Here is a 22,469-nt window from a genome sequence, read left to right as displayed (position 1 = left end):
TCCGAAAAGCATTTGCCGCGTCCCTCAGGTGGTCCCTGCGGGAAACGTGCGCCGATGAAACGATCACCGAACGCTTGGCGAGAGCTCGCCTCTGCCCGGCGACCCTATCCAGGGCGCGCCGAGGGCCTCTAACGCCAAACGCCCGGTCCCGCACCTTCGTGCGGGACCGGGCGTTCGCCGTCGTTAGTTCTTACCAGCCGCGCTCGGCGAGGCGGTGCGGCTGCGGGATTTCGTCCACGTTGATGCCGACCATTGCTTCGCCCAGGCCGCGGGAGACCTTGGCGATGACGTCCGGGTCGTCGTGGAACGTGGTGGCCTTAACGATCGCGGCGGCGCGCTCGGCCGGGTTGCCGGACTTGAAGATGCCGGAACCGACGAATACGCCGTCGGCGCCCAGTTGCATCATCATGGCGGCGTCGGCCGGGGTGGCGATGCCGCCCGCGGTGAACAGCACCACCGGCAGCTTGCCGGTCTGCGCAATCTCCTTGACCAGTTCGTACGGGGCCTGCAGTTCCTTGGCCGCCACGTACAGTTCGTCTTCGGGCATCGCGGACAGGCGCTTGATCTCGGACCGGATCTGGCGCATGTGGCCCGTGGCGTTGGAGACGTCGCCGGTGCCTGCTTCGCCCTTGGAACGGATCATCGCGGCGCCTTCGTTGATCCGGCGCAGCGCCTCGCCCAGGTTGGTGGCACCGCAGACGAACGGAACGGTGAAGTTCCACTTGTCGATGTGGTTGGTGTAGTCGGCCGGGGTCAGCACCTCGGACTCGTCGATGTAGTCGACGCCGAGCGACTGCAGCACCTGTGCCTCGACGAAGTGGCCGATGCGGGCCTTGGCCATCACCGGGATCGAGACGGCTTCGATGATGCCGTCCACCATGTCCGGATCGCTCATCCGGGACACTCCGCCCTGCGCGCGGATATCCGCCGGAACACGCTCAAGAGCCATCACGGCCACGGCACCGGCGTCTTCGGCGATGCGGGCCTGATCGGGCGTTACGACGTCCATGATGACGCCGCCCTTCAACATCTCGGCCATTCCCCGCTTTACCCGGCTGCTGCCGGTCACGGGGGCGTGAGTTGACGTTGCTTCACTGCTGGACACTAAAAGCCCCTAGGAGTCGGTCGAAATCGTACATCTCATCATACGTCGGGGCCCGTGAACCGGCTCACCGGTGACGTAACCTTCAAAAACGCCCGACGGCGGCGGCCCGCCTCGCGTCGCAGTCCCGCCTCCCGCCGTCATCCTGCAGAGCGGCGGCCCGCCGGTCAGGCCGCCAGCCGGGTCTGGCGGTAGACGGTCATGATCCGCTGGATCACGGTCACCAGGCTGGCGGCGGCCAGCAGCACCAGGACCACCAGCAGGACGATTTCCGGCAGGCCCAAACCGGTCAGGCCGGTGAAGACCAGGACGGCAACCAGTCGCTCGGACCGTTCGGCAAACCCGACGGCGGCCGTGCAGCCAAGCGACTCGGCCTTGGCCCGGGCGTAGGAGACCAGCGAGCCCAGCAACAGGCACACGAGCGCGAACACGGCGATGGCCGGATTTTCTCCCCCGGTAAAGAACCAGATGGCCACGCCGGCGAAGACCGCGCCGTCGGCCAACCGGTCGAGGGTGGAGTCCAGGAAGTTCCCCCAGCGACTGCTCCGCTCCAGCATGCGGGCCATCAGTCCGTCCACCATGTCGGAGAAAACGAACGCGGTGATAAAAACTGTGCCCCAGAACAGCTCACCCAGCGGGTAGAAAACCAGCGCCCCTACACAGACCCCGAGCGTGCCGATGATCGTGACGGCGTCCGGCGAGACACCCATCCGGATCAGGATGCGGGCCAGCGGGGTGAAGAGCTTGCCGAAGAATCCGCGCGCGTATTTGTTGAGCATCGCCGCGTTACCGTGCGGGCCAGGCGTCGGCTACCTGCTTGCGGACCTCGTCCAGGGTCTGGGTGATCGCCTTGGTCTGCGCGATGATCGGAAAGAAATTCCCGTCGCCGCCCCACCGCGGCACCACATGCTGGTGCAGGTGCGCCGCGACGCCCGCCCCCCCGGCTTCGCCTTGGTTCATGCCCAGGTTGAAGCCGCTGGGGTTCGCCACCTTCCGCAACACGCGCATGGCCGTCTGGGTCAGCTCGGCGAACTCCGCGGTTTCTTCCGGGGTGATGTCCGTGTAGTCGGGCACATGGCGGTACGGGCAGACCAGCAGGTGGCCGGGGTTGTATGGAAACAGGTTCAGCACCACATAGGCGGTTTCGCCGCGGTGGACGATCAGCGATTCCTCGTCCGGCCGGGCCGGCGCCACGCAGAACGGGCACTCGTCCTTGTTCTTGAACTGCCCCTGGCCGCCCTTGACGTAGGCCATCCGGTGCGGCGTCCAGAGCCGCTGGAAGGCATCCGGGACGCCGGGCAGCTCGAAGCTGTCCGTTGCCTCGTCATCCGCCCGGCCCATCATGGCTTCGCTGGTCGTCCCGGCCATCGTCAGTTGCCGCGCCTGGCGACAGCCTGCACAATCCGGGACACTGCCTCGTCCACCGGGATGCCGTTGTCCTGGCTGCCGTCGCGGAAGCGGAAGGAGACGGCTCCGGCCTCAGCATCCTCGCCGCCGGCGATCAGCACGAAGGGTACTTTGTCCTTGCTGGCGGTGCGGATCTTCTTCGGGAAGCGGTCGGACCCCAGATCGGCCTCCGCGCGGATGCCCTGCGCCCGCAGCTTGGCCACAATCTCCAGCATGTAGTCGTTGAAGGTCTCCGCCACCGGAATGCCGACAACTTGTACCGGAGCGAGCCAAGCCGGGAACGCGCCGGCGTAGTGCTCAATCAGCAGGCCCATAAACCGCTCCACCGAGCCGAACAGCGCGCGGTGGATCATCACCGGCCGCTGCCGGGAGCCGTCCGCGGCCTGGTACTCCAGCTCGAAGCGTTCCGGCAGGTTGAAGTCCAGCTGGATAGTGGACATCTGCCAGGTCCGGCCGATGGCGTCCCGCGCCTGCACCGAGATCTTCGGACCGTAGAAGGCTGCTCCGCCCGGATCCGGCACCAGTTCCAGGCCGGACGCTTCGGCCACCTCGGCCAGCGTGCGGGTGGCTTCGTCCCAGACCTCGTCCGAGCCGACAAACTTTTCGGGATCCTTGGTGGAAAGCTCCAGGAAGAAATCGTCCAGCCCGTAGTCCTTGAGCAGGTCCAGCACGAAGTTCAGCGTGGTGGTCAGCTCGTCCTTCATCTGCTCGCGGGTGCAGTAGATGTGGGCGTCGTCCTGGGTCATGCCGCGCACCCGGGTCAGCCCGTGCACCACGCCGGACTTCTCGTACCGATAGACCAAACCGAACTCGAACAGCCGCAGCGGCAGTTCGCGGTAGGACCGTCCGCGGGAGCGGAAGATCAGGTTGTGCATGGGGCAGTTCATCGGCTTCAGGTAGTAGTCCTGGCCGGGCTTGACGACCTCTCCGGTCTCCGGGTCCCGGGTCTCGTCCACGTGCATCGGGGGGAACATGCCGTCCCGGTACCAATCCAGGTGGCCGGAGACCTCGTACAGATTGCTCTTGGTGATGTGCGGGGTGTAGACGAATTCGTAGCCGGCTTCGGTGTGCCGCTGCCGCGAGTAGTCTTCCATCGCCTTGCGGACGGTGCCGCCCTTGGGGTGGAAAACGGGCAGGCCGGAACCCAGCTCGTCCGGGAAAGAGAACAGGTCCAGCTCGGCGCCCAGCCGGCGGTGGTCGCGGCGCTCGGCCTCCGCCAGCCGCTCCTGGTAGGCCTTCAGGTCGTCCTTGGTGGGCCAGGCGGTGCCGTAGATGCGCTGCAGCTGCTTGTTCTTCTCGTTGCCGCGCCAGTATGCGGCCGCCGAACGGGTCAACGCGTAGGCGTTGGAGATCAGCTTGGTGTTCGGCAGGTGCGGGCCGCGGCAGAGGTCCTTCCAGACCACTTCGCCGCTTTTGGCGTCCACGTTGTCATAGATGGTCAGTTCGCCGGCCCCAACTTCGATGCTGGCTCCCTCGCCGGCCTCGTCGGAGTGGCCCTTAAGCCCGATCAGCTCTTCCTTGTACGGTTCCCCGGCCATCTCGGCCAACGCCTCGGTCTCGGAGACATTGCGGCGGACGAAGCGCTGGTTGGAGTTGACGATCTTGAGCATCATCTTTTCCAGCTGCTTCAGGTCCTCCGGCGTGAAGGGCTCATCGACGTCGAAATCGAAGTAGAAGCCGTCGGTGATGTACGGACCGATGCCAAGCTTGGAGTCTTTGCGCAGCTGCTGCACGGCCTGGGCCATCACGTGCGCGGTGGAATGGCGCAGCACGTTCAAACCGTCGGCCGAATCGATGGTCACGGCTTCCACCTTGGCGCCGGCCGGGATGGGCTGGTCCAAGTCCTTCAGCTCGCCATTCACGCGTGCCACGACGACCTCCCGCCGGGTGCCGTAAAGGTTGGCTCCCGTCGTGCCCTCGGTCACCTGGTTCTCTTCGCCGTCGACGATGAGGGTGATGTTCTGGGGCGCTGACACAGAGGTCTCCTAATTGTTTGGCTGCGGCCGTTACTGCAGCGACATACGTGGGCGCTGCAAGCCTCTACGATCGTATCCGCTGACGAGTTGCCGGACCAACATCGGCGCGGCCGGATCCGGCCTGACCACCGCGCCGCATCACGAAGCCTGTCACCCGCAAGGCCGGTTCACAGCAAGGCCGGTTCCCCGCAATCGAGAGACCGGCCGGGCCCTAGAAGGGCGGTGTCAGCGGCTGCGCTGGCCAACCTTCAAAGGGACTGGACTTCCGGTTCCGACTGGCGGTTTCGGCGGCACCGCGCATGGTGATATTGAGTTTTTCCTGCGACGGGCCCTGCAGCGGACCGGCTCTGTGAGCCGATGGATCCGGGGCATTCGTTTGGGGAGCTGGCTCTCTTACCGGCAGCGGGCCGCCGGAGTGTGCGGCCCCCTGCCCAACGGTTGCCGGTTCCGGCTGGCGTTCGGGCAGCTGGGCGTTCTTCAGCCAGATGTGGTTGCGCAGTGGTTTTTGTGCAGGATCCATATCGGGCGGCGGGAAGAACCAGGCGACACCGCTGATGACCTCGACCCGCCCAGTCTCCTTCATGGATGAGGTGGTGATGGTGCCCACAGAGCAAAACGCCGTTGTCGGTGGATGTTGGGCTGCCCTTTTCGAACCACCGGATGTGGTGCACTTCCGTCCACGACGACGGGGCGGTGCAGCCGGGAAACGCGCAGCCTCCGTCCCGGGCGATGATCGCCAGCCGCATGTACTTCGGAAACAGCCGCTGCGATTGGCCGACGTCCAAGATCACGCCCATGCCGGCGAGGACCACCGGGATGATGTCCGCATCGCAGGCTATCCGGCGGATGGTCTTGGCGCTGACCGGTCCGGTGAAAGTGCTGGATCCCGGGCGGCCGAGATCGGAGGCCAGGTCCTTGTAGTCAATAGTGGCAAGCAACTGGGGACGGCGTCCGCCGGCCGCCGGCAACAGGTCTGTGGTCAGAGCGACCTTGCACGCACCGATCAATCCGTCGAGCTGCTTTTGCTGACGGGTCCGCCCGTCCAGCTCATGACCTGATGCGGCGGCCGGGTCAGCATCGTCTGGTCGGCGCGCACCGGCTGCGGTTCTGGCGTCCGGTTCGACGCCCCCTGGCAGGGACGGGACAGCGCCTTCGCCGGAGGCAACATCCCCGGTGCCGGGGGCGGCAAGGGGCGTACCGGTGCCGTCAAACCCGACCGTGCCGGCGGTGGCGGTGCCTTCCCGCCAACGCGGGTTGGTGGCCGTGTTGTACACGGTCGCCAGGACCTCGTTTTGCTCATCGGTGGCGTTGATTTCGTAGCAATGCAGGCCGTTGCGGCGGCCTCGGTAGAACAAGCCCTGGCGAGCCTTCAGCTCCGCCGCGGTCGGATCGGCGCCACCGGGATTCAGGCCGCCTTCCCACTGCCGGATCAGGTCCCGCAGCGAATCGGCGTCGAAATCGGCGGCGTGCTTGACCAGTGCCTCTTCCATCTTGCGCAACTGCTCCGGCTCAGCGATCCGGCGTAGCCCGTCGACGGCCCGCCGGATCAGGTTTGCGGCTTGGCCGGACACCTGCCCTTCGTCCAAAGCGCGGGCGAGCACCGGAAGTCGGGGCGGGGCGGTCGGTGTGCCGTTGGGAACCGGCCGCGGCTCTGTGGCCTCGGCCAGCTGGAACCGGCGCGCGGCTTCCTGCCGGGCAATGCCCAGCTTGGCCCGCAGAAAATCCTCGTTCGATGTGAAGGCGCCGCGCTTCGGCCGGTCCGGGTCGTCAGGATCATGGGGCTGATCCGTTTCACCGACGGCCGCGATGTTCTGCTCTTTGATAATCCGGGCCAGGATCAGCTGGGTCTGGGCCACGGTATTGGCCAGCTCTTCCACTTGCGCTGCCGTGCGGGCCACCCATTTAGTGCTGCGGGTCAGCCCGCCAGCACGAAGTCGGTCGTTGAAGCCGGCGACCTCGGCGCGCAGCCGGGCCAGCAGAGCGGAATCATCCTGCCCTGCTCCCGGAGCCGCATCCAGCACCTCGATCGCCATAGATCAAGCCTATGAAGGGCTCGAAACTAGTAGGAGAGGTGGAAATGTGGATGTGGACGAGGTGCAGCAAGAGACTCATGTGTAGGTGGAGTGGTAACAACGCAAGCTGCGAGCAGATCCGGCAGTCTTCACCTGGTCCGGGACGGGCGGCTTCCGACCAGCCAGGGATCTGCCGGGCCGCGGTTGTCCAGGCCTTCCTCGACCATGCGGCGGGCGAGCTCGGCTGTGCTCATTGGTTGGGCACCGGGAGCGGTGGGCCGTGCTGCTGGCGATGCGGCAGGGGTCCGAGCGTGCGGCGGTTCGGGACGGACGGCGTTTTCCGGCAGCGGCAGACTGGCAGCGTCGGACAGGTCCCAGGCCTCCAGCGCCTGCAAGCCGATTCCTTTGGGACCGGTCCGGCGGGTGAGCCCACGGATAAGCAGCAGCTCGGTCCCGAACAGCAGTGAGCCTGAGCGTTCCTGTGCCTCCTGGAAAAAGGTGGCGTCTACACAGCCGGTCCCGTCGTCCACACTGATGAAAACCACCCGGCGACCGCCGCGCATCGGCGGGGTTTGGGTGGCGACCCGGATACCGGCCACCATTACCTCGCTTCCGTTGCGCAGGCCCAGCAGATCCTTGGCCGGTGTGACACCTAGTTTTGCCAGCAGCGGAGCGTAGCTTTCCATCAAGTGGGAGCTGGCGTCGATCGAGAGCAAGTCCAGTTCGGTGCGCACCATGTCCACCGCCGTCGGTTCCGGGAAGACCGGGACCAGATTGCGCAGCTCCAGATCACCCAGCGGCAGGGACAGCTGGCCATCGGTGGGCTGGTAGCGCTTGGGCACCGGGCGCGCGGCAGGTTGGTCCAAGTGATACACCAGATCCGTCCGGCTGGCAGCACGTCCGCCGCGCTGGCCGGTTGCCCGGTTCAGTTCATCGAAGGCTCCCAACTGGGCCAGGCGTTTCAGCGCGGGTTTGCTGACCTTGCCGCGGGCCCTCAGGTCGGCCAGTGATTCGTACGGCTGCCCTGCGACAATGCGCTGGAGTTCAGTAGCTGAGAGCCCGTAGATGCCGGCAAGGCTGAGCCGGATGCCCAGCGTTTCACCGGCAGGGGACGAAACACGTTCCACCCGGTAGCGGTCAGTGCTGCGGTTGATGTCTAACGGCAGAATCGGGATGCCGAGCCGCCGTGCCTCGGCCACCAACAGCCTCCGCGGGTACATCCCCGGGTCGTGTTCCCAGAGCCCGGCGAGGAACGCCTCCGGATGGTGGGCTTTCAACCACGCGGTCTGGTAGGTGGGGACGGCGAAGGCTGCACCGTGGGCTTTGCAGAAGCCGAAGCTGCCAAAGGACTTCAAGGTAGTCCAGACCGTATCCACCACGTCCGGCGGATATCCCCGGTCCAGCGAAGCTTTACGGAAATAATCTTCCACTGCCGGTTCGGCTTCCTCGTTGCCCAGCAGTCGGCGGAATTCGTCCGCCTTGGCCAGCCCGCATCCAGTAAACACATCAAAGGTCCGCAGTACTTGCTCATGGAAGACAGTCACGCCATGGGTTTCCTTCAAAACCGGGATCAGGTCGGGATGAGGGAAGCGCTCCGGAGCCCAGCCGTGGCGCTGCTCCAGGAACGGGCGGACCATGTCCGATTGCATGGGGCCGGGCCGGAATAGCGAAATGTCGATGATCAGATCGTTGAAGTCCCGCGGCGCCATCTTGCCCACCAGCTCACGCTGGCCCGGGGATTCAATCTGGAAGCACCCCAGAGTCTGGGTGCTGCGGATCAGCTCGTAGGTCGGTTCATCGTCCAGCGGGACCTGTTCCAGGTTGATGGTCCCGTTCGCCGCGATGTAGCCGGGCCCTTCCCCGTCCTCGCCCACCGGGTGCTTTCCGGCTGCCGTCACTGCTTCCTTGGTTGGATGGATGCGGGCGATTTCGGCGAGCGCGTAAGCCATCGAGCTCTGCATCCGCACCCCCAGCACGTCCAGCTTGAGCATGCCCATCGGATCCATGTCGTGCTTGTCGAACTGGCTCATAGGTAGTCCCAGTCCGCTGGGCTGGGTGGGGGTACGGTCCAGCAACGAAGTGTCGCCCAGGATCACCCCGCAAGGATGCATGGAGATATGCCGGGGCAGCCGGTCCAGCCGTTCGGTCAGGTCCACCAGCAGATCCAGTTGTTGGTTCTGCTCCACCTGGGCCGAGAACGCACGCAGTTCAGGCTTCTCTGCCATCGCTTCGCGGAATTTGCGTGCGGAGAACCGCCAGAGCTGCTTGGCGATGCCGGAGATTTCATCCTCCGGCAGGCCAAGTGCAAGGCCGGCGTCGCGGACGGCGCCGCGGGCACGATAGCCGTTCTGCATACTCATCAGGGTGACCCGCTCGCTGCCGAATCGGTCGAAGATCTTTTGGTAGACGTTGTGCCGTTCTGCGCTTTCCACGTCAATGTCTATGTCCGGCAAGGTGGAGCGGTCCTGGGAGAGGAAACGTTCAAAGATCAGCCCGTGGTCCAGCGGGTTTACGTGGCTGATGTAGAGCAGATAGTTCACCAGGCTGGAGGCCCCGGACCCACGGGCCGAAGCCCGGACGCCCATGCCGGTGATCATCCGCGATACTTCGGCAACTGTCAGGAAGTAGGAGGCGAAGCCCAGCCGGGAGATGATGCCCAGCTCATGTGCCAATCGGTCCCGCAGCTCCTGCTCTGCCCGTCCGGATATTCCGCCGAACCGTTCGGCAATGCCGGTTTCACAGCGCTGCAGCAGCTCGGTCAGTGGTTCCCCGTCGATCCCGATAACCGAGGCTTCCGGGACCACGGGATGTTTGAAGCCCATGTCCTGGTAGGGGTCCATCCGGCACCGGTCCGCCACGGCTTCGGTCACGGACAGCAGTCGGTGCACGTCCCGGCTTCCGCCACCGGCTGCCTGAACGATCTCCCGAGCCAGAGCCTGCATCTGTGCAGGTGATTTCAGCCAACCCTGGGCACTGGGCTGCAGTTCAGGCAGTTTGGACAATGCCGTCAAAGTCCTGGCCGAGTCCAGTACATCTGCGGTAGCTGCTCCGTCTTCTTCGCAGTAGCGCACGGCATTGGTCAACACCGCTGGAATCTTCAGTTCGTCGGCAAGGTTAAGCATCCGTACAGCGTGGGCGGTGCTCAGGTTCTCGCCGGGGGCACTGAGGTGGGACACAATCTCCATTGCCAACGATCCGACCGGCAGCACGGTGCGCCAGTGTCCGGCCAGCCGGCGCGCTTCGGCATAGCTGCGGCGGCGCAGTGCCCGGCCGACCTCGGACATCGGCCCCAACAGCACCGTGAGGGCAGGTCCGCCGTCCGGAGTACCGGCATGCCGGGCGAGTTGTTCCAGCGTCACCCCGGGTGTTCGATGCCTGCTCCCCCGCCCGCTGCCTGCCGTCCCGTCATGCGCCGCCGAAATCAGTCGGCAGAGCGCATGGTAGCCGTTGCCTTGGTTCCCGCCATGCGCCAGCACCACAACGCGCCCGGTGTCACGGCCGCCGTCGTCCTGGACTGCCAGATCCACGCCGACTATCGGATCAATCCCCACCGCCAGGCAAGCCTTGAGGTGCTTGACTGTTCCGTAGAGCCCGTCCCGGTCCGTGCAGGCCAATGCATCCGCTCCGAAGGAAGCGGCCGCGCCGGCCAGTTCATCAGGCCAGGAAACACCGTAGTGGGCGCTGAACGCCGTGGATACATGCAGATGGGTAAAGCTCATTGGTCATTCCAAACGCCTTATTGAAGGCACGGGATCGTTATCCGGCGGCAGCCGCGAAAACCGAGGCGAATAAATGCTGCGGGTCTGCGCTCAGGCGCTCAGTTCACGGACGGCATCATGGACACGGATCAGTCGCCAGCGATCGGCATCCACCTGATGGGAAAGGTCCAGGGTGCGGATCTGGGACCTGCCGTTCAGCCGTGCCTGCACGCGCCAGATTTCATGGTCCACCAACCCGGCTCCCCTGCCCCGTTCTGCCCTCAGTTCTTCCGCCCACCATTTGCGGCGTTCATACCAACGCACGGGTTCTGCGACAATCCGGTAGCTCCTGCCCTGCCACCGCAGCCGCAGAGGCTGTCCGGCAGGGGAACAAACAACTTCGACAGCTTCACTGAAAACACCCATGTTCCAGTCACCTTTCATCTGGACAACGGGTCAGAGCCCTGCAGCACGCGCCCCTGCGCCAACACGCCTGCCGAAAAACTTGACCCTCTTATTCTATTCGAATATGTGTTCGAATCCAAGATCAAGCGTAGGGACAGGCACTGACAAAACCAGAGTGATGAAGCGGGGCGCGCTACGCCTGCAGCAGTTCCCTGGCCTGCCGCAGCACTGGACCGCATACCGCACAGTCTTCCTCGGGGATCCAGCAACTCCAGGCTTTCCACCACCCGGCGAGCGCTGTCCGGATCCCCCAGCCGGATGTGGAGTTCGGCAAGGTATGCGAGTGCTTCGACTTGGGCGGAACCCGTCCATCCCGAAGTAATGCAACTCCGGCCCGTCCCGGCCGAACGCGATGTACGGGTTTGGCCGCACCTGCCGATACAACGCCTTGAATCCGAGCAAAGCCAGGAACGCTGCTATCTCATCAATATCGCCGCACGGCCGCAGCGGGACGGTCCGCGGCCTCATTCGCCTAGCCTTGCTCGGCCAGATCCTTCACGTCGCCCACCAACTTGTCCCACATCGACTTGGAGTACTCCGCCGCTTCGGCACTGGCATTGTTGTCCTGCGACAGCGTGAACTCGGTTCCGCCGGGAACTTCCGCCAGCGTCCAGGTGAGGCGGTGGTAGTTCTCCGGCACGTCCGCCTGTCCGGTCAGCGGGCTGAAGTGAGTGACAACCAGCCGCCTTCCCGGTTCGAACTCCAGCACCTGGCCCTTGTCTTCGTAGGCTTTGCCTTCCCATTCACCTCGCCAGCGGATGGGCCCGCCGACGCTCCAGTCGGTGTTCACCTCGGTACCGAACATGAACCCCTTGATGGCCTCGGGGTCGGTAATCACCGCCCAGACACGATCAGGCGGTGCCGCGATGGTTGCCGTCGAACTGGCGACAAACTTTCCCGTCATGGATTCCTCCCCCACAGACAGCCTCATACCCGACAGACGCCCCATAGCGGCTGGGTCCGGCTCTTCCCCTAGCTTCCAGCAGCGAAGGCTGGCGCACAACGAGTTCTGCCGGATTGTTGCGGACGTCCGACGAAAAAGGACTTGCGTGAAACCGACGACAGTGAAATCACTTCTCCGGACGGCCGAGCCGTCGCTCACACTGCCTCGGCGATGAGATCGGGTCCGTTATTGCGCACGTTGTTGACCTTGGAACTAACCCGCCGCGGAACAAGATGCGGTTCGGGCATGGCGTCCAGCAACTGCTGTACATCGGCCTCGGATGTGGTTTCCGGATCCAGCCAGTCCGAATAAAGGTCAGCCGGCACGATCAGCGGCGTTCTGTCATGGATGTGCCCGAGTGAATCGGAAGCCTGCGTGGTGATGATGGTGCAGGTCCGCAGCCACTTCTCAGGATGATCTTCCGGCAGGGCCGGATCAGGCCAATTCTCGAAGAGCGCCGCAAAGGCCAGCATCTCTTCGCGTTCGCCGTGCAGATAGGTCGGTATTTTGCCGTCCGGGGTCTTTTGCCATTCAAAGTACCCATCGGCAACGAGCAAACCGCGCTTTCTGGCCGCCGCCTTCCGGAACGAGGGTTTTTCCGTGACGGTCTCCATGCGTGCATTGATCAATCGTGCGCCGGAGCGGGGATCCTTGGCCCACGGGGGGACGAGCCCCCACCGGGCCATGATGAGTTTTCTGGATACTCCATCGCCGTCAGGCCCCCTACGGTCAATGATCAGGGGGACTTCGTCAGTCGGTGCAACGTTGTACGAAGGTTGGATCTCTTCAACATAGGACTCATCGACGTCGAACGAAGCCACCAGGTCGCCCGTTCCCCGCGCCATGACGTATCTGCCACACATGCCTCCATTATGGTCCAGTACATCGGATCCAGACGGCGCAGGGCGGGCACAGTTCCCGGCTTCTCGTGGCATCCTTGTAGCTCGCCCGTGGGCCGGAACGAAGGCCCCCGGCCGGAAACGTCCGCGGCAACGCTCAGCGCCGGGAATGACCACGGCCGGCGCGACGTTGACATGTACACAAGCTTTCACACCAGAAGGAGCCACCTTGGATTACACACCTGCTGCCGGAACCGTCACCATGTTCTCCACCACCTGGTGCGGGTACTGCCGTCGCCTGAAGTCCCAGTTCGATGCGCAGGGCATCGGCTACACCGAGATCAACATCGAAGAGGTCGCGGGCACCGCCGAACTGGTCGAGCATCTCAACGACGGCAACCAGACGGTTCCCACCCTGCTCTTCCCGGACGGCAGCAGCGCCACCAACCCGCCGCTCTCGCTGGTCAAGGAGCGCCTGGGCGTCTAGCAGCTGCAGGCTCCACCGGCGGAATCCGACCCGCAGGCATCAGGGGAGCCGCAGTTTCCATAACATTCGTTTTGGAAATTGTGGCGCCCCGGTTTTCTTCCTAGGATGGGCAGGGTGGCCGACGACGGCCCCGCCAGACTTCGCTAGGAAGGAATCACTCCCGCATGGTTCACAAGGTACGGGCAGTAGTGGCCCTGGAAAAGAATGCGCCGGTCTCCATCGAAACCATCCTGGTGCCGGACCCGGGTCCGGGCGAGGCGCTGGTGGACATCCTCACCTGCGGCGTCTGCCATACGGACCTGCACTACAAGCAGGGCGGGATCAACGACGACTTCCCGTTCCTGCTCGGCCACGAAGCCACCGGCGTGGTCAACGCCGTGGGCCCCGACGTGACCAACCTGGTCCCCGGCGACCGCGTGATCCTGAACTGGCGCGCCGTCTGCGGTGAATGCCGGGCCTGCCAGCGCGGCCAGGCACAGTACTGCTTCAACACCCACAACGCCACGCAGAAGATGACGCTGGAGGACGGCACGGAGCTCTCCCCCGCATTGGGCATCGGTGCCTTTGCCGAAAAGACCCTGGTGGCCGCCGGCCAGTGCACCAAGGTGGACGACGACGTCGATCCCGCCGCGGTGGGCCTGCTCGGCTGCGGTGTCATGGCCGGCATCGGCGCGGCCATCAACACCGGTGAGGTCAAGCGCGGCGAATCCGTAGCCGTGATCGGCTGCGGCGGTGTTGGCATCGCCGCCATCGCCGGTGCCAAACTGGCCGGCGCCACCACGATCATCGCGGTAGATATCGACGACAACAAGGTGGAACTGGCCAAGTCCCTGGGTGCCACGCACGGCATCAACTCCAAGGAGCAGGACCCGGTGGAGGCCATCCGGGCGCTGACCGGCGGCAACGGCGCCGACGTCGTGATTGAAGCGGTGGGCCGTCCGGAGACCTACAAGCAGGCGTTCTACGCCCGCGACCTGGCCGGCCGCGTGGTGCTGGTGGGCGTCCCGACGCCTGACATGAAGCTCGAATTGCCGCTGCTGGACGTCTTCGGCCGCGGTGGCTCGCTGAAGTCCTCCTGGTACGGCGACTGCCTGCCTTCCCGCGACTTCCCCATGCTGGTCAGCCACTACAAGCAGGGCAACCTGGACCTGGACGCCTTCGTCACCGAGCGGATCACGCTGGACGATGTGGAAGCAGCCTTCGCCAAGATGCACGACGGCAAGGTCCTGCGTTCGGTGGTGGAGGTCGCATGAGCGCCATGATCGAAAACCTGGTCACTTCCGGCACCTTCTCGCTGGACGGCGGCACCTGGGACGTCGACAACAACGTCTGGATTGTCGGTGACGACGCCGAGGTGTTCGTCATCGACCCGGCTCACGATCCGCAGGCCATCGCCGCCGCGGTCGGATCCCGGACCGTGAAGGCCATTCTGCTGACCCACGGCCACGACGACCACATCCGCGCCGTCGGCGAATTCCGGGACCTGGTGAAGGCACCGGTGTACCTGCACGACGACGACCGGATGCTCTGGGACACGGTCTTCCCGGACAGCACGCCGGACCACTCGATCAAGGACGGCGATACGTTCGAGGTCACGGGAGCGCAGCTCAAGGCCATCCACACCCCGGGTCACTCCCCCGGCTCGGTCTGCTTCCATCTGGAGTCTGCGGGCGTGCTGTTCAGCGGCGACACGCTGTTCAACGGCGGCCCCGGCGCCACCGGCCGCAGCTACTCCAGCTTCGAGACGATCATCGAGTCCATCAAGGACAGGCTGCTGACGCTGCCGGCCGAGACCACGGTGAACACCGGCCACGGCGAGGCCACCAGCATCGGCGCCGAGGCACCGCAGCTGGACGAATGGATTGCCCGCGGACACTGAGTACAGCCGTCTCCAGCACTCAGGCGCCGCCCGTGCTCAAGCCAATTTCGGCCTGAGCACGGGCGGTGTTCCGTACAGGGGCTGGGTCAGGACGTCCGGGACGTCCTGCTGCCACGGAAACAGACCTTCCTCGTCGGCCCAGATGGCCTGCAGGCCCCGAAGCCGGCCCTTGTAGATGTCGGCGGCGACCAGGAGCACATCCTCCGGCCGCTCAATCCGGGCCAGCGACACCTTCCGCGGCCGCAGCGGCACCTCCATGCCGGCAACCAGAGTGCGGCCATGGTGGAGCACCCTATGCACCAGGAGGCTGAGAATGGCGTGGGTTTCCGCCGCGGTGCGTCCGGTGAGCAGAATTTCGGGATGCTGCACCTGGGTCAGCCCGATGGTGTATCCAAAAGCGGTGTTGTCCGTGTCCCCCTCGACGATCATGCACTGCCAGCCGTACTTGTCTATGGTTCGGAGCGTCTTCTCCCTGGCTTCCCGATGGGTCATGCCGTTGCAGATGTCGCACATCTGGATTTCCTCGCCTCGGGCTTGATTGTCCAGCCAGTGTGCTCCTGCTGCCCGAGACCGCGGCAGGGGTGGATCGGTCGATGTGGATAACTCCAGCCTCGTCATGCCGGCTCACATCGGTCGGATCCCGGCCCCACATCGGATCAGCCGCCGATGTAGTGCATCTCCACTTTCCGCCCGGGCCAGCCGGCCGCCGGCGGGGCCTCTGCCCGGGCCGGACCGCGTCCGGAACGGGGATTGCCCCTCGCGGTCTCGGCGCTGCGCAGCTCCGAATAGCGGTCCGTCCGGCGCCGCCAGACTCCCGCGAGCACGCCGGTGAGTTCGTCGTCGTCAGCGCCATCGCGCAGCAGAGCCCGCAGGTCGGTGCCGCCGGTGCCGAACAGGCAGGTGAACAGCTTCCCGTCGGTACTCAGCCGGGCCCGGGTGCAGCCGTGGCAGAACGCCTGCGTGACACTGGAAATCGTTCCGATCTCGCCGCCGCCGTCGCGGTATCTGAAGCGCGTCGCGGTCTCGCCGGCGTAGCGTGGCGCCAGCGGTTCCAGCGGGAGTTCGGCATCGATCCGGCGCACCACGTCCGCGGAGGGAACCACCTGCTCCAGGTTCCAGCCGTTGGTGGAACCGACGTCCATGTATTCGATGAACCGGACGATGTGCCCCGTGTAGCGGAAGTGGCGCGCCATCGCGAGGACGCCGCCGTCGTTCATTCCGCGCTTGACCACCATGTTCACCTTGACCGGGCCAAGCCCGACGGCGGCCGCGGCCTCGATTGCCTCCAGCACCGTGGCCACGGGGTAGTCGACGTCGTTCATCCGGCGGAAGGTGGCGTCATCGACGGAGTCCAGCGAGACCGTTACCCGGGACAGCCCGGCCGCCTTGAGCGCCGCCGCCTTGCGGGCCAGCACCGAACCGTTCGTGGTCATCGCCAGATCCAGTGGACGGCCTTCGGGGGTGCGCAGTTCGGCGAGCCCGGACACCAGATGTTCGATCCCCCGCCGCAGCAGTGGTTCGCCGCCGGTCAGCCGGATCTTTTCCACGCCCTGCGCGGCGGCTATCCGGGCCACCCGGATAATCTCTTCGAAGCTGAGCAGCTGGTCTTTTTGGCAGGAAAACGAAGTCGCGGCCGAAGATTTCCTTGGGCATGCAGTAGACGCAGCGGAAGTTGCACCGGTCGGTCACGGAAATCCGCAGATCCCGCAGTGGCCGGTCCAGTGCGTCGTTCAGGGTGTGCGGACCGTGCTGCGCTGGCCCGTCCATGGTGCGCCTCCGCCGTGCCGGGACTCGAAGTCCCTTCCAGACTAGGCTGGCTGCACTCCGACTACAACGGGCGCCGGAACCCGTGCCAGCAGCTCGGCGAATGCCCCGTCACGCACCGCTGCGTGGCCGGCGTAGGCCGCACGCAGCGACCGTTCCACCGTGCCGACGTCCAGCCCTGGCACCAGGTCGTCGGCCGACCCGGCGGTGGCCGGGTCCCAGTCCAGTCCGAGTGCGCCATAACTGGCCGTGAGCACCTCGCGCAGCGGAGCCGAATCCTGCACCACCACCACCGACGAAAACAGCCAGGCGCCGGCCACCACCCGTTGCGCGGTGCCCACCAATTTGACCCGGCGCAGCGGATCAACCGCGTGCGCGCCGTGAATGCTGAACTCCCCGGGACAGTACTCTCCCGGGATTTCGCCGACGGCGGCGAGCAGTCCCGCATCGCGCAGGCCGCCGGCGATCAGCTCGCCGAACTGGCTGAAGCGCCTCTTGGCGCCGGCAATAGCGTCGGTCAGCGGCTCCACATGGTCCAGGATGAGGCAGCCGTCATGGTACGCGGCGGCACGGCCGCCTGCCTTGCGCACCAGCGGCTCGAACCCGAGTTCGCGGCAGCGACGTGCTGCCTCGTCGAAGCCGGGCAGGTGAGCGTCGCGCTGGCCAAACGCCACCGTCGGCGCCGGACGGTAGACGCGCATGGTGGAACCCAACCGCCCCTGCTTGGCGGCGGCCAGCAGTTCCAGCCCGTACTGCAGGTCCGCGTCCGCACCGAACGATTCCGGCTGCCGGACCCATTCCAGTCCGCCAGCGCTCTGCGGTGACTGCTCCAACGTCATGCCTGCTTCCTTAACGTGCTGCTCCGCGCTTCCGGCCGGGGCGGAATACCCTTGCCATCTTACGGCGCGGCCGGCGGCCTGGGCCGAACAGCCCGCGCCCGGACTCGTGTGGGTGGGGACGTAAGCGCCGGACACGGAATAATAGCGGTGTGCCTTCTCCCCAAACCCCGCTCATTTTGCTCGGCGGCGCCTCCGGTTCCGGCAAGTCCTATCTGGCCGCGCGGTTCGGCCGCCCGCACGTGGAGCTCGACGGGTTCTACCGAGAGATCGGCGAGCACACCGCCGCCTCCCCGCTGCCGCAAACGCCTTACGGGGAGATCGACTGGGACCATCCCGGGACCTGGAACAGCGATGCCGCGGCCCGTGCGATGGTGCAGCTGCTGCAGACCGGGCGGACGGAGATCCCCAACTACTCCATCGCCACTTCCAGCTACAACGGCTACCGCGCCGTGGGTCTCGCCGAAGGTCCGGTGATTGCCGAGGGCATCTTCGCCGACGCCGTCCTGGCCCCGTTGCGCGGCCTCGGCGTGGAGGTGGACGCCATCTTCATCAAGGTCCCTCCCATCACGACGGCGGTGCGCCGGCTGGTGCGTGACCTCCGCGAGCACCGCAAACCGCTGCCGTTCCTGCTCAAGCGCGGCTGGGCGCTCTTCCGCTCCGAACGAGGCGTGCGTGAACGCTACCTGGCGGCAGGGTTCCGAGCCGTCGCCAAGCGACAGGTGAAGAAGGAGTTGGCCGGGATGCAGCCGCTCTCGGTCGGCGGGCGCCGGTAGCGCTCCGGACCTAGTCGGTGACGTCCCAGATCCGGCGCCACCAGTGGCGCTTCGGCTCGGGCTCCGGCGCCTCATCGGCCGCTGCGGCGGCCCTGGCCACCCGGCGCTCGTGCCAGCGTTCCACTTCGTACTCCAGGTCGCGGGTCTTGGTGATGACCGGCGGCCCGCCCTGCAACTGGCGCCGCGCGTTGACTACCCTGGCGTTGAAGTCCTCCAGGATTTCGCGCACCTGCCGTTCCGCAACCTGCTGGTCCAACCGGCCGTCCAGTTCGGCGTCCTCGGTGCGCAGCAGCAGGGCTTCCGGACCCAGCCCAGTGAGGTGCTCGCGCTCGATCAACCCCTTCAGCCACCAGTCCGGGTCGTATCCGTTGCCCAGGTTCGGAATCGGTTTGCCCGCATACTTCAGGTCGTCGAACTCGCCGCGCGCCATCGCCTCCCGGACCAGATAATCCGCGCGCCGGGAGGTGTCCAGCTCCCGGATTTTCCGCTGCTTCTCCTCGTCCGCGCTGGCCTGTTCGGCGTCCTCCGGGACGGCCTGGCCGTGTTCCCGCGCAGCGCGCAACTCGGCGGCGCGTTCCATCCGCCTGCTATTGTCCCCCGCTGCCCTGTCCATCCGTCCCTCACCGCCTCCGTAGAGCCTTCACCGGCCGCGCTGCCACCGGGTGTTGTTGATATTTTCCCAGCCCGGTCTACACGCGGCAATGCGCAGTGGCAGACTCGGAGCCATGCGCGCATTCGTTGTCCTTGGTACCGCCTCTCAGGCCCCCACCCGGACCCGGAACCACAACGGCTACCTGTTGCGCTGGGACAACGAGGGCCTGCTGTTCGATCCGGGCGAGGGCACGCAGCGACAAATGATCCTGGCCGGGGTCTCGGCCAGCCGGATCACCCGCATCTGCCTCACGCATCTGCACGGCGACCACTGCTACGGATTGCCAGGCGTGCTTTCGCGCATGGTCCTGGACGGGGTGGAGCATCCGGTCGACCTGCATTACCCGGCATCCGGCGAAGACGTGGTCCGGGCGCTCGTCTCGCTCGCCACGCCGGGGCTGGACCTGCACCTGCACCCGCACGGAGCGGCCGGCGCCATTGCGGATGGCCTCGAAGTACGACCGCTGGACCACCGGATTGAGGCCTACGGCTACCGACTGACCGAGCCCGACGGCCACACCCTGCTGCCCGAGCGGCTCGCTGCCGCCGGGATTGCCGGTCCCGACGTCGGACGGCTGCTTTACCAGCGGACCCTGAACGGTGTGCGGTTGGAAGATGTCAGCGTTCCGCGGCCCGGCCAGCGGTTCGCCTTCGTTATGGACACGGCGGTGTGCCCCGGCGCTGAGGATCTCGCCGACGGTGCGGACCTGTTGGTGGCGGAGTCCACCTTCAGCGACGACGACGCCGCGCTGGCCGCGCAGTACCGCCACCTCACGGCGGGACAGGCAGGCGACCTCGCGGCCGGCGGCGAGGCGGGCATGCTGGTGCTCACCCACTTCTCATCGCGCTACGCCGACTTGACGCCGCTCGGTGAGCAGGCCCGCGCCCGGGCGGGGAACACCGCCGTCGTTATTGCACGGGATCTGGACGTGATCCCCTTTCCCAAGCGCCGGCAGACCCCCGCCAAGCGAGGACAATAGGGCCGCCTCTTTAGGGAAGAATCTTCAATGCTGTATCCCAATTGAAGTGCGGGTGCTCCGGGTTTGATTGCAGTGCCATGACCAACAGCATGAACGCCTCCAGCTCGCGGGCCCAACGCAGCGGTCCGGTGTCTATTGGACGCAACCCGCAGCCTGCGACGAGGGCACTGACTTTCTCCTTCGCCATTTCGGAGTCGCCGGCGATGAAGACATCAAGCGGTTGGCCGGCCATGCTGCCTGCGGCAAGCGTCCTGGCGAAGGTGGTGTTAAACGCCTTGACCACATCCGCCCGGCCCGCCAGCATCTGAGCAGTTTCCTCGGCCGCCGAAGTCCCCGGTGCGGTGGTGAGCCGGTCCATGGTTGCGAAGTCGACAGGGTTGCTGATGTCAACGACCACCTTGCCGTCCAAGCCGTCGCTGTACTCCAGGATCACCTCTCTGGTGGCTCCGTGCGGAACAGCGAGGATCACGATGTTGCTCGTCAGCGGGCTGCCCACGTAGGCGCCGGTGGCGCCTGCTCCAAGCGACTCCACCAGGTCCCTCATCTGGGTGTCATTTCGGCCGATGATCCGCACGTTGTTTCTGCCGTGGAGCAGCCGAGTAGCAATGCCGCGGGCCATATGGCCGCTGCCGATGATGTCGATTTCCGCCATGATGCCTCATTCCTTCCACGAGTCGATTTAACGCCGCACCCGTTCGTCCGATGATGCTCAATCAATTGATCGGGATCCTCTGCTGCGGCGGCTCCTGCTCCGTCCGTGGGATGGGCGCACGGATTTCAAGCACGCCGTCCTTGTAGGTCGCGGTGATGTCCTCTCCCTTGACCCCCTTAGGCAGCGGCACACTTCGGAAGAAGGATCCGTAGCGGAACTCGGATCGGTAGTTGCCTTTATCCTTCTGCTCAGTCCGTTCTTGCCGTTCCGCGCGAATCTCTAGCTGCCCCTCGGACAGCGTTACCTGCACGTCCTTATCCGGATCAACGCCTGGAAGCTCGGCACGAATCGTCAAGATGTCGTCCTTGACTTCCTCCTCGACGCGGATCATGGATTTCTCCGTGTCGCTTTCAAAGAATCGGCGGAAGGGCTCCATGAGTTCAAAGGGCGAACGGCGCTCGAACGGCGACCACCTCGGCGAATCACTCATCGTCTTCACTCCTCAGGCAACAGGCGTGACAGAGCGCCTGCGTTCAGGTCTCGTCCCTTGGTGCGGCCGTGAACTAGTGAAAATTCCCGGCCGGAACAGCTATCGGTTTTTTGCCCCTCAGATAAAGATGGAGTGTATCCCCCCGCCTGCCTCGCGTGAAGGGCTCTTCGAGAACTCGCCGGCGGGGCAGCGCAGTGCTCCCGCACGGAGCAGCGTCCTCCTACGGCTTGGGTCCGCTCGCTGGAGCCATGGGAGAAACGGTTTTCCACAACCCGGGTCGTCCCAGCTGGGTGGCGCCGCGAGGCTTGCGCGCGCTTCCACCTGCATCTGCCCTGCAGCCTGCATTCTGGCTAGACTGAAGGCCTGAGGCTGGCCGACCAGCCACTCGACGACGTCAGGCCAGCACTGTCCACCTCCTAGGGGGAAGACATGCGCGCCTGGTGGATCGATCGCTCTGGCCCCTCAGCCAGCCTCGGAAACAAGCCGTCCCTGGTTTTTGGCACCCGACCCGATCCTGTGCCCGGTGCCGGCGAACTGCTCATCAAGGTCCGCGTCTGCGGTGTCTGCCGCACCGATCTACATCTTTCCGAAGGCGATCTGCCAGCGAAGAGAGACCGTGTGGTGCCCGGGCATGAAGTTGTCGGCGAAGTGATCGGCCGGGGGGCCAACTGCACCCGTTTTGTGATCGGCGAGCGGGCAGGAATCGCTTGGCTTCGCGGGACGTGTGGCAGCTGTCGCTTCTGCCTGAGGGGGGACGAAAACCTCTGCCTGGAGCCGAAGTTCACCGGTTGGGATGAAGACGGCGGATACGCGGAACTGGCAACCGTGCCGGAGGCTTTCGCCTATTCGATACCCGACATCTTTTCTGACGATCAGGCAGCGCCACTGCTATGCGCAGGCATCATCGGTTACCGGTCGCTCCGCAGATCCCGTCTGCAGCGCGGAGGAAGGCTTGGCATCTACGGCTTCGGCGCCTCCGCCCATCTGGCCGCTCAAGTCGCATTGTTTGAAGGTGCCGATATTTACGTCATGACCCGTTCTGAGGAGGCCCGCAGCCTGGCCACGGATCTCGGCGCTTCGTTCGTCGGCGCCGCCGCTGCGGAACCTCCTGAACTGCTGGATGCAGCCATCCTTTTCGCCCCGGCAGGGGACCTTGTCCCCGGCGCCCTGCGTGCCTTGGACCGCGGCGGAACGCTGGCGGTCGCCGGGATCTACCTGACGGACATTCCACAGCTGAATTACGCCGCGGAGCTGTTTCAAGAGCGCCAGCTGCTGAGCGTGACAGCCAACACCAGGCAGGACGGCCGCGAGTTCCTCGCTCTCGCGGCCCAAATCCCCCTGCGTCCTGCCACAACCGCATACCCGTTTGACGAAGCGGACAGGGCACTATCGGATCTGGCAGCGGACCGGATCAACGGCGCAGCCGTGCTGCACATTTCGGCCGATGAAGATGCTTCCTGACGAGCCACCTGGTCCACATAAAACGCAAGGTGAAGGACCGCCGCCGGTTGC

Annotated in this window: 20 protein-coding genes and 1 pseudogene; 6 read left to right on the top strand and 15 right to left on the bottom strand. The window is 65.4% G+C overall.

Translation table 11 applies throughout. The features are described from left to right. Positions 1-190: 190 nt before the first annotated feature. From pdxS to AB0N75_RS07265, 9 genes are all read right to left on the bottom strand, one after another. Positions 191-1,105 (bottom strand): pyridoxal 5'-phosphate synthase lyase subunit PdxS, encoded by a 915-nt coding sequence (gene pdxS / locus AB0N75_RS07305; RefSeq protein ID WP_127512691.1) that lies wholly within the window; start codon positions 1,103-1,105, stop codon positions 191-193. 164 nt (positions 1,106-1,269) lie between these two features. Beyond that, positions 1,270-1,881 (bottom strand): phosphatidylinositol phosphate synthase, encoded by a 612-nt coding sequence (pgsA, locus tag AB0N75_RS07300; protein WP_364647255.1) that lies wholly within the window; start codon positions 1,879-1,881, stop codon positions 1,270-1,272. A 7-nt stretch (positions 1,882-1,888) separates the two neighbouring features. Next, the gene (locus AB0N75_RS07295) at positions 1,889-2,446 is read right to left on the bottom strand and encodes an HIT domain-containing protein (RefSeq protein ID WP_127512778.1); all 558 of its coding nucleotides are present in this window, start codon (positions 2,444-2,446) and stop codon (positions 1,889-1,891) included. 26 nt (positions 2,447-2,472) lie between these two features. Continuing rightward, positions 2,473-4,485, bottom strand: coding sequence for a threonine--tRNA ligase (thrS, locus tag AB0N75_RS07290; RefSeq protein WP_364647252.1), 2,013 nt, complete (start codon positions 4,483-4,485; stop codon positions 2,473-2,475). Positions 4,486-4,733: 248 nt separating this feature from the next. Continuing rightward, positions 4,734-6,518 (bottom strand): DUF222 domain-containing protein, encoded by a 1,785-nt coding sequence (locus tag AB0N75_RS07285; protein WP_364647249.1) that lies wholly within the window; start codon positions 6,516-6,518, stop codon positions 4,734-4,736. Positions 6,519-6,646: 128 nt separating this feature from the next. After that, a complete protein-coding gene (dnaE, locus tag AB0N75_RS07280) occupies positions 6,647-10,216 on the bottom strand; it encodes a DNA polymerase III subunit alpha (RefSeq protein WP_364647246.1) in 3,570 nt (1,189 codons plus the stop codon). Between the two features lie 90 nt (positions 10,217-10,306). After that, the gene (locus AB0N75_RS07275) at positions 10,307-10,621 is read right to left on the bottom strand and encodes a DUF6504 family protein (RefSeq protein WP_136785395.1); all 315 of its coding nucleotides are present in this window, start codon (positions 10,619-10,621) and stop codon (positions 10,307-10,309) included. A gap of 511 nt (positions 10,622-11,132) precedes the next feature. After that, positions 11,133-11,564, bottom strand: coding sequence for an SRPBCC domain-containing protein (locus AB0N75_RS07270; protein ID WP_364647242.1), 432 nt, complete (start codon positions 11,562-11,564; stop codon positions 11,133-11,135). A gap of 194 nt (positions 11,565-11,758) precedes the next feature. After that, the gene (locus AB0N75_RS07265; RefSeq protein WP_364647877.1) at positions 11,759-12,466 is read right to left on the bottom strand and encodes an SOS response-associated peptidase; all 708 of its coding nucleotides are present in this window, start codon (positions 12,464-12,466) and stop codon (positions 11,759-11,761) included. Positions 12,467-12,671: 205 nt separating this feature from the next. On the opposite strand from AB0N75_RS07265, the gene AB0N75_RS07260 reads away from it, so the two are divergent. The 3 genes from AB0N75_RS07260 (at position 12,672) to AB0N75_RS07250 (ending at position 14,808) form a co-directional block, all read left to right on the top strand. Then, positions 12,672-12,929 (top strand): glutaredoxin domain-containing protein, encoded by a 258-nt coding sequence (locus AB0N75_RS07260; RefSeq protein ID WP_364647239.1) that lies wholly within the window; start codon positions 12,672-12,674, stop codon positions 12,927-12,929. Between the two features lie 164 nt (positions 12,930-13,093). Further along, positions 13,094-14,182, top strand: coding sequence for an S-(hydroxymethyl)mycothiol dehydrogenase (locus AB0N75_RS07255; protein WP_364647236.1), 1,089 nt, complete (start codon positions 13,094-13,096; stop codon positions 14,180-14,182). Next, complete coding sequence (locus AB0N75_RS07250; protein ID WP_364647233.1) at positions 14,179-14,808, top strand: MBL fold metallo-hydrolase; 630 nt, start codon at positions 14,179-14,181, stop codon at positions 14,806-14,808. The genes AB0N75_RS07255 and AB0N75_RS07250 overlap by 4 nt, the downstream gene beginning before the upstream one ends. Before the next feature lie 36 nt (positions 14,809-14,844). Here AB0N75_RS07250 and AB0N75_RS07245 read toward each other — a convergent pair whose 3' ends face one another. From AB0N75_RS07245 to AB0N75_RS07235, 3 genes and pseudogenes are all read right to left on the bottom strand, one after another. Continuing rightward, positions 14,845-15,321 (bottom strand): DUF4262 domain-containing protein, encoded by a 477-nt coding sequence (locus AB0N75_RS07245; RefSeq protein ID WP_364647230.1) that lies wholly within the window; start codon positions 15,319-15,321, stop codon positions 14,845-14,847. 143 nt (positions 15,322-15,464) lie between these two features. After that, positions 15,465-16,575, bottom strand: a pseudogene (gene moaA, locus AB0N75_RS07240) (GTP 3',8-cyclase MoaA). Between the two features lie 41 nt (positions 16,576-16,616). Further along, on the bottom strand, positions 16,617-17,411 hold the full coding sequence (locus AB0N75_RS07235) for a lipoate--protein ligase family protein (RefSeq protein WP_364647227.1): 795 nt from the start codon (positions 17,409-17,411) through the stop codon (positions 16,617-16,619). Positions 17,412-17,560: 149 nt separating this feature from the next. Here AB0N75_RS07235 and AB0N75_RS07230 point away from each other — a divergent pair, with 149 nt between their 5' ends. Further along, positions 17,561-18,184 (top strand): uridine kinase, encoded by a 624-nt coding sequence (locus AB0N75_RS07230; RefSeq protein ID WP_364647224.1) that lies wholly within the window; start codon positions 17,561-17,563, stop codon positions 18,182-18,184. A gap of 10 nt (positions 18,185-18,194) precedes the next feature. Here AB0N75_RS07230 and AB0N75_RS07225 read toward each other — a convergent pair whose 3' ends face one another. After that, positions 18,195-18,764, bottom strand: coding sequence for a DUF1992 domain-containing protein (locus AB0N75_RS07225; protein ID WP_364647221.1), 570 nt, complete (start codon positions 18,762-18,764; stop codon positions 18,195-18,197). A gap of 145 nt (positions 18,765-18,909) precedes the next feature. On the opposite strand from AB0N75_RS07225, the gene AB0N75_RS07220 reads away from it, so the two are divergent. Continuing rightward, entirely contained in the window at positions 18,910-19,815 is a 906-nt protein-coding gene (locus AB0N75_RS07220; protein WP_364647218.1) for a ribonuclease Z, read from the top strand. Positions 19,816-19,825: 10 nt separating this feature from the next. Here AB0N75_RS07220 and AB0N75_RS07215 read toward each other — a convergent pair whose 3' ends face one another. Together AB0N75_RS07215 and AB0N75_RS07210 are read right to left on the bottom strand one after the other, a co-directional pair. Next, positions 19,826-20,467 (bottom strand): NAD(P)-binding domain-containing protein, encoded by a 642-nt coding sequence (locus AB0N75_RS07215; RefSeq protein ID WP_364647215.1) that lies wholly within the window; start codon positions 20,465-20,467, stop codon positions 19,826-19,828. A 61-nt stretch (positions 20,468-20,528) separates the two neighbouring features. Further along, positions 20,529-20,957: an Hsp20/alpha crystallin family protein gene (locus AB0N75_RS07210; RefSeq protein WP_364647212.1), complete on the bottom strand. Its 429-nt coding sequence runs from the start codon at positions 20,955-20,957 to the stop codon at positions 20,529-20,531. Positions 20,958-21,386: 429 nt separating this feature from the next. Here AB0N75_RS07210 and AB0N75_RS07205 point away from each other — a divergent pair, with 429 nt between their 5' ends. After that, a complete protein-coding gene (locus AB0N75_RS07205; protein ID WP_364647209.1) occupies positions 21,387-22,418 on the top strand; it encodes a zinc-dependent alcohol dehydrogenase family protein in 1,032 nt (343 codons plus the stop codon). Positions 22,419-22,469 lie beyond the last annotated feature (51 nt).

The organism is Arthrobacter sp. NPDC089319, assembly GCF_040684925.1.
In the GTDB taxonomy this organism is placed as follows: Bacteria; Actinomycetota; Actinomycetes; order Actinomycetales; family Micrococcaceae; genus Crystallibacter.
Note: the sequence above shows the minus strand (reverse complement) of the source record. Positions and strands in the feature narration are given on the sequence as shown.

Coding starts and splice junctions, on each gene's coding strand:
- AB0N75_RS07295 (WP_127512778.1), bottom strand. CDS start 2,446: ATGATGGGCCGGGCGGATGACGAGGCAACGGACAGCTTCGAGCTGCCC.
- AB0N75_RS07220 (WP_364647218.1), top strand. CDS start 18,910: ATGCGCGCATTCGTTGTCCTTGGTACCGCCTCTCAGGCCCCCACCCGG.
- AB0N75_RS07215 (WP_364647215.1), bottom strand. CDS start 20,467: ATGGCGGAAATCGACATCATCGGCAGCGGCCATATGGCCCGCGGCATT.
- AB0N75_RS07285 (WP_364647249.1), bottom strand. CDS start 6,518: ATGGCGATCGAGGTGCTGGATGCGGCTCCGGGAGCAGGGCAGGATGAT.
- AB0N75_RS07225 (WP_364647221.1), bottom strand. CDS start 18,764: ATGGAACGCGCCGCCGAGTTGCGCGCTGCGCGGGAACACGGCCAGGCC.
- AB0N75_RS07265 (WP_364647877.1), bottom strand. CDS start 12,466: ATGTGTGGCAGATACGTCATGGCGCGGGGAACGGGCGACCTGGTGGCT.
- AB0N75_RS07255 (WP_364647236.1), top strand. CDS start 13,094: ATGGTTCACAAGGTACGGGCAGTAGTGGCCCTGGAAAAGAATGCGCCG.
- AB0N75_RS07270 (WP_364647242.1), bottom strand. CDS start 11,564: ATGACGGGAAAGTTTGTCGCCAGTTCGACGGCAACCATCGCGGCACCG.
- AB0N75_RS07250 (WP_364647233.1), top strand. CDS start 14,179: ATGAGCGCCATGATCGAAAACCTGGTCACTTCCGGCACCTTCTCGCTG.
- AB0N75_RS07235 (WP_364647227.1), bottom strand. CDS start 17,411: ATGACGTTGGAGCAGTCACCGCAGAGCGCTGGCGGACTGGAATGGGTC.
- AB0N75_RS07245 (WP_364647230.1), bottom strand. CDS start 15,321: ATGTGCGACATCTGCAACGGCATGACCCATCGGGAAGCCAGGGAGAAG.
- AB0N75_RS07205 (WP_364647209.1), top strand. CDS start 21,387: ATGCGCGCCTGGTGGATCGATCGCTCTGGCCCCTCAGCCAGCCTCGGA.
- AB0N75_RS07210 (WP_364647212.1), bottom strand. CDS start 20,957: ATGAGTGATTCGCCGAGGTGGTCGCCGTTCGAGCGCCGTTCGCCCTTT.
- pgsA (WP_364647255.1), bottom strand. CDS start 1,881: ATGCTCAACAAATACGCGCGCGGATTCTTCGGCAAGCTCTTCACCCCG.
- dnaE (WP_364647246.1), bottom strand. CDS start 10,216: ATGAGCTTTACCCATCTGCATGTATCCACGGCGTTCAGCGCCCACTAC.
- AB0N75_RS07275 (WP_136785395.1), bottom strand. CDS start 10,621: ATGGGTGTTTTCAGTGAAGCTGTCGAAGTTGTTTGTTCCCCTGCCGGA.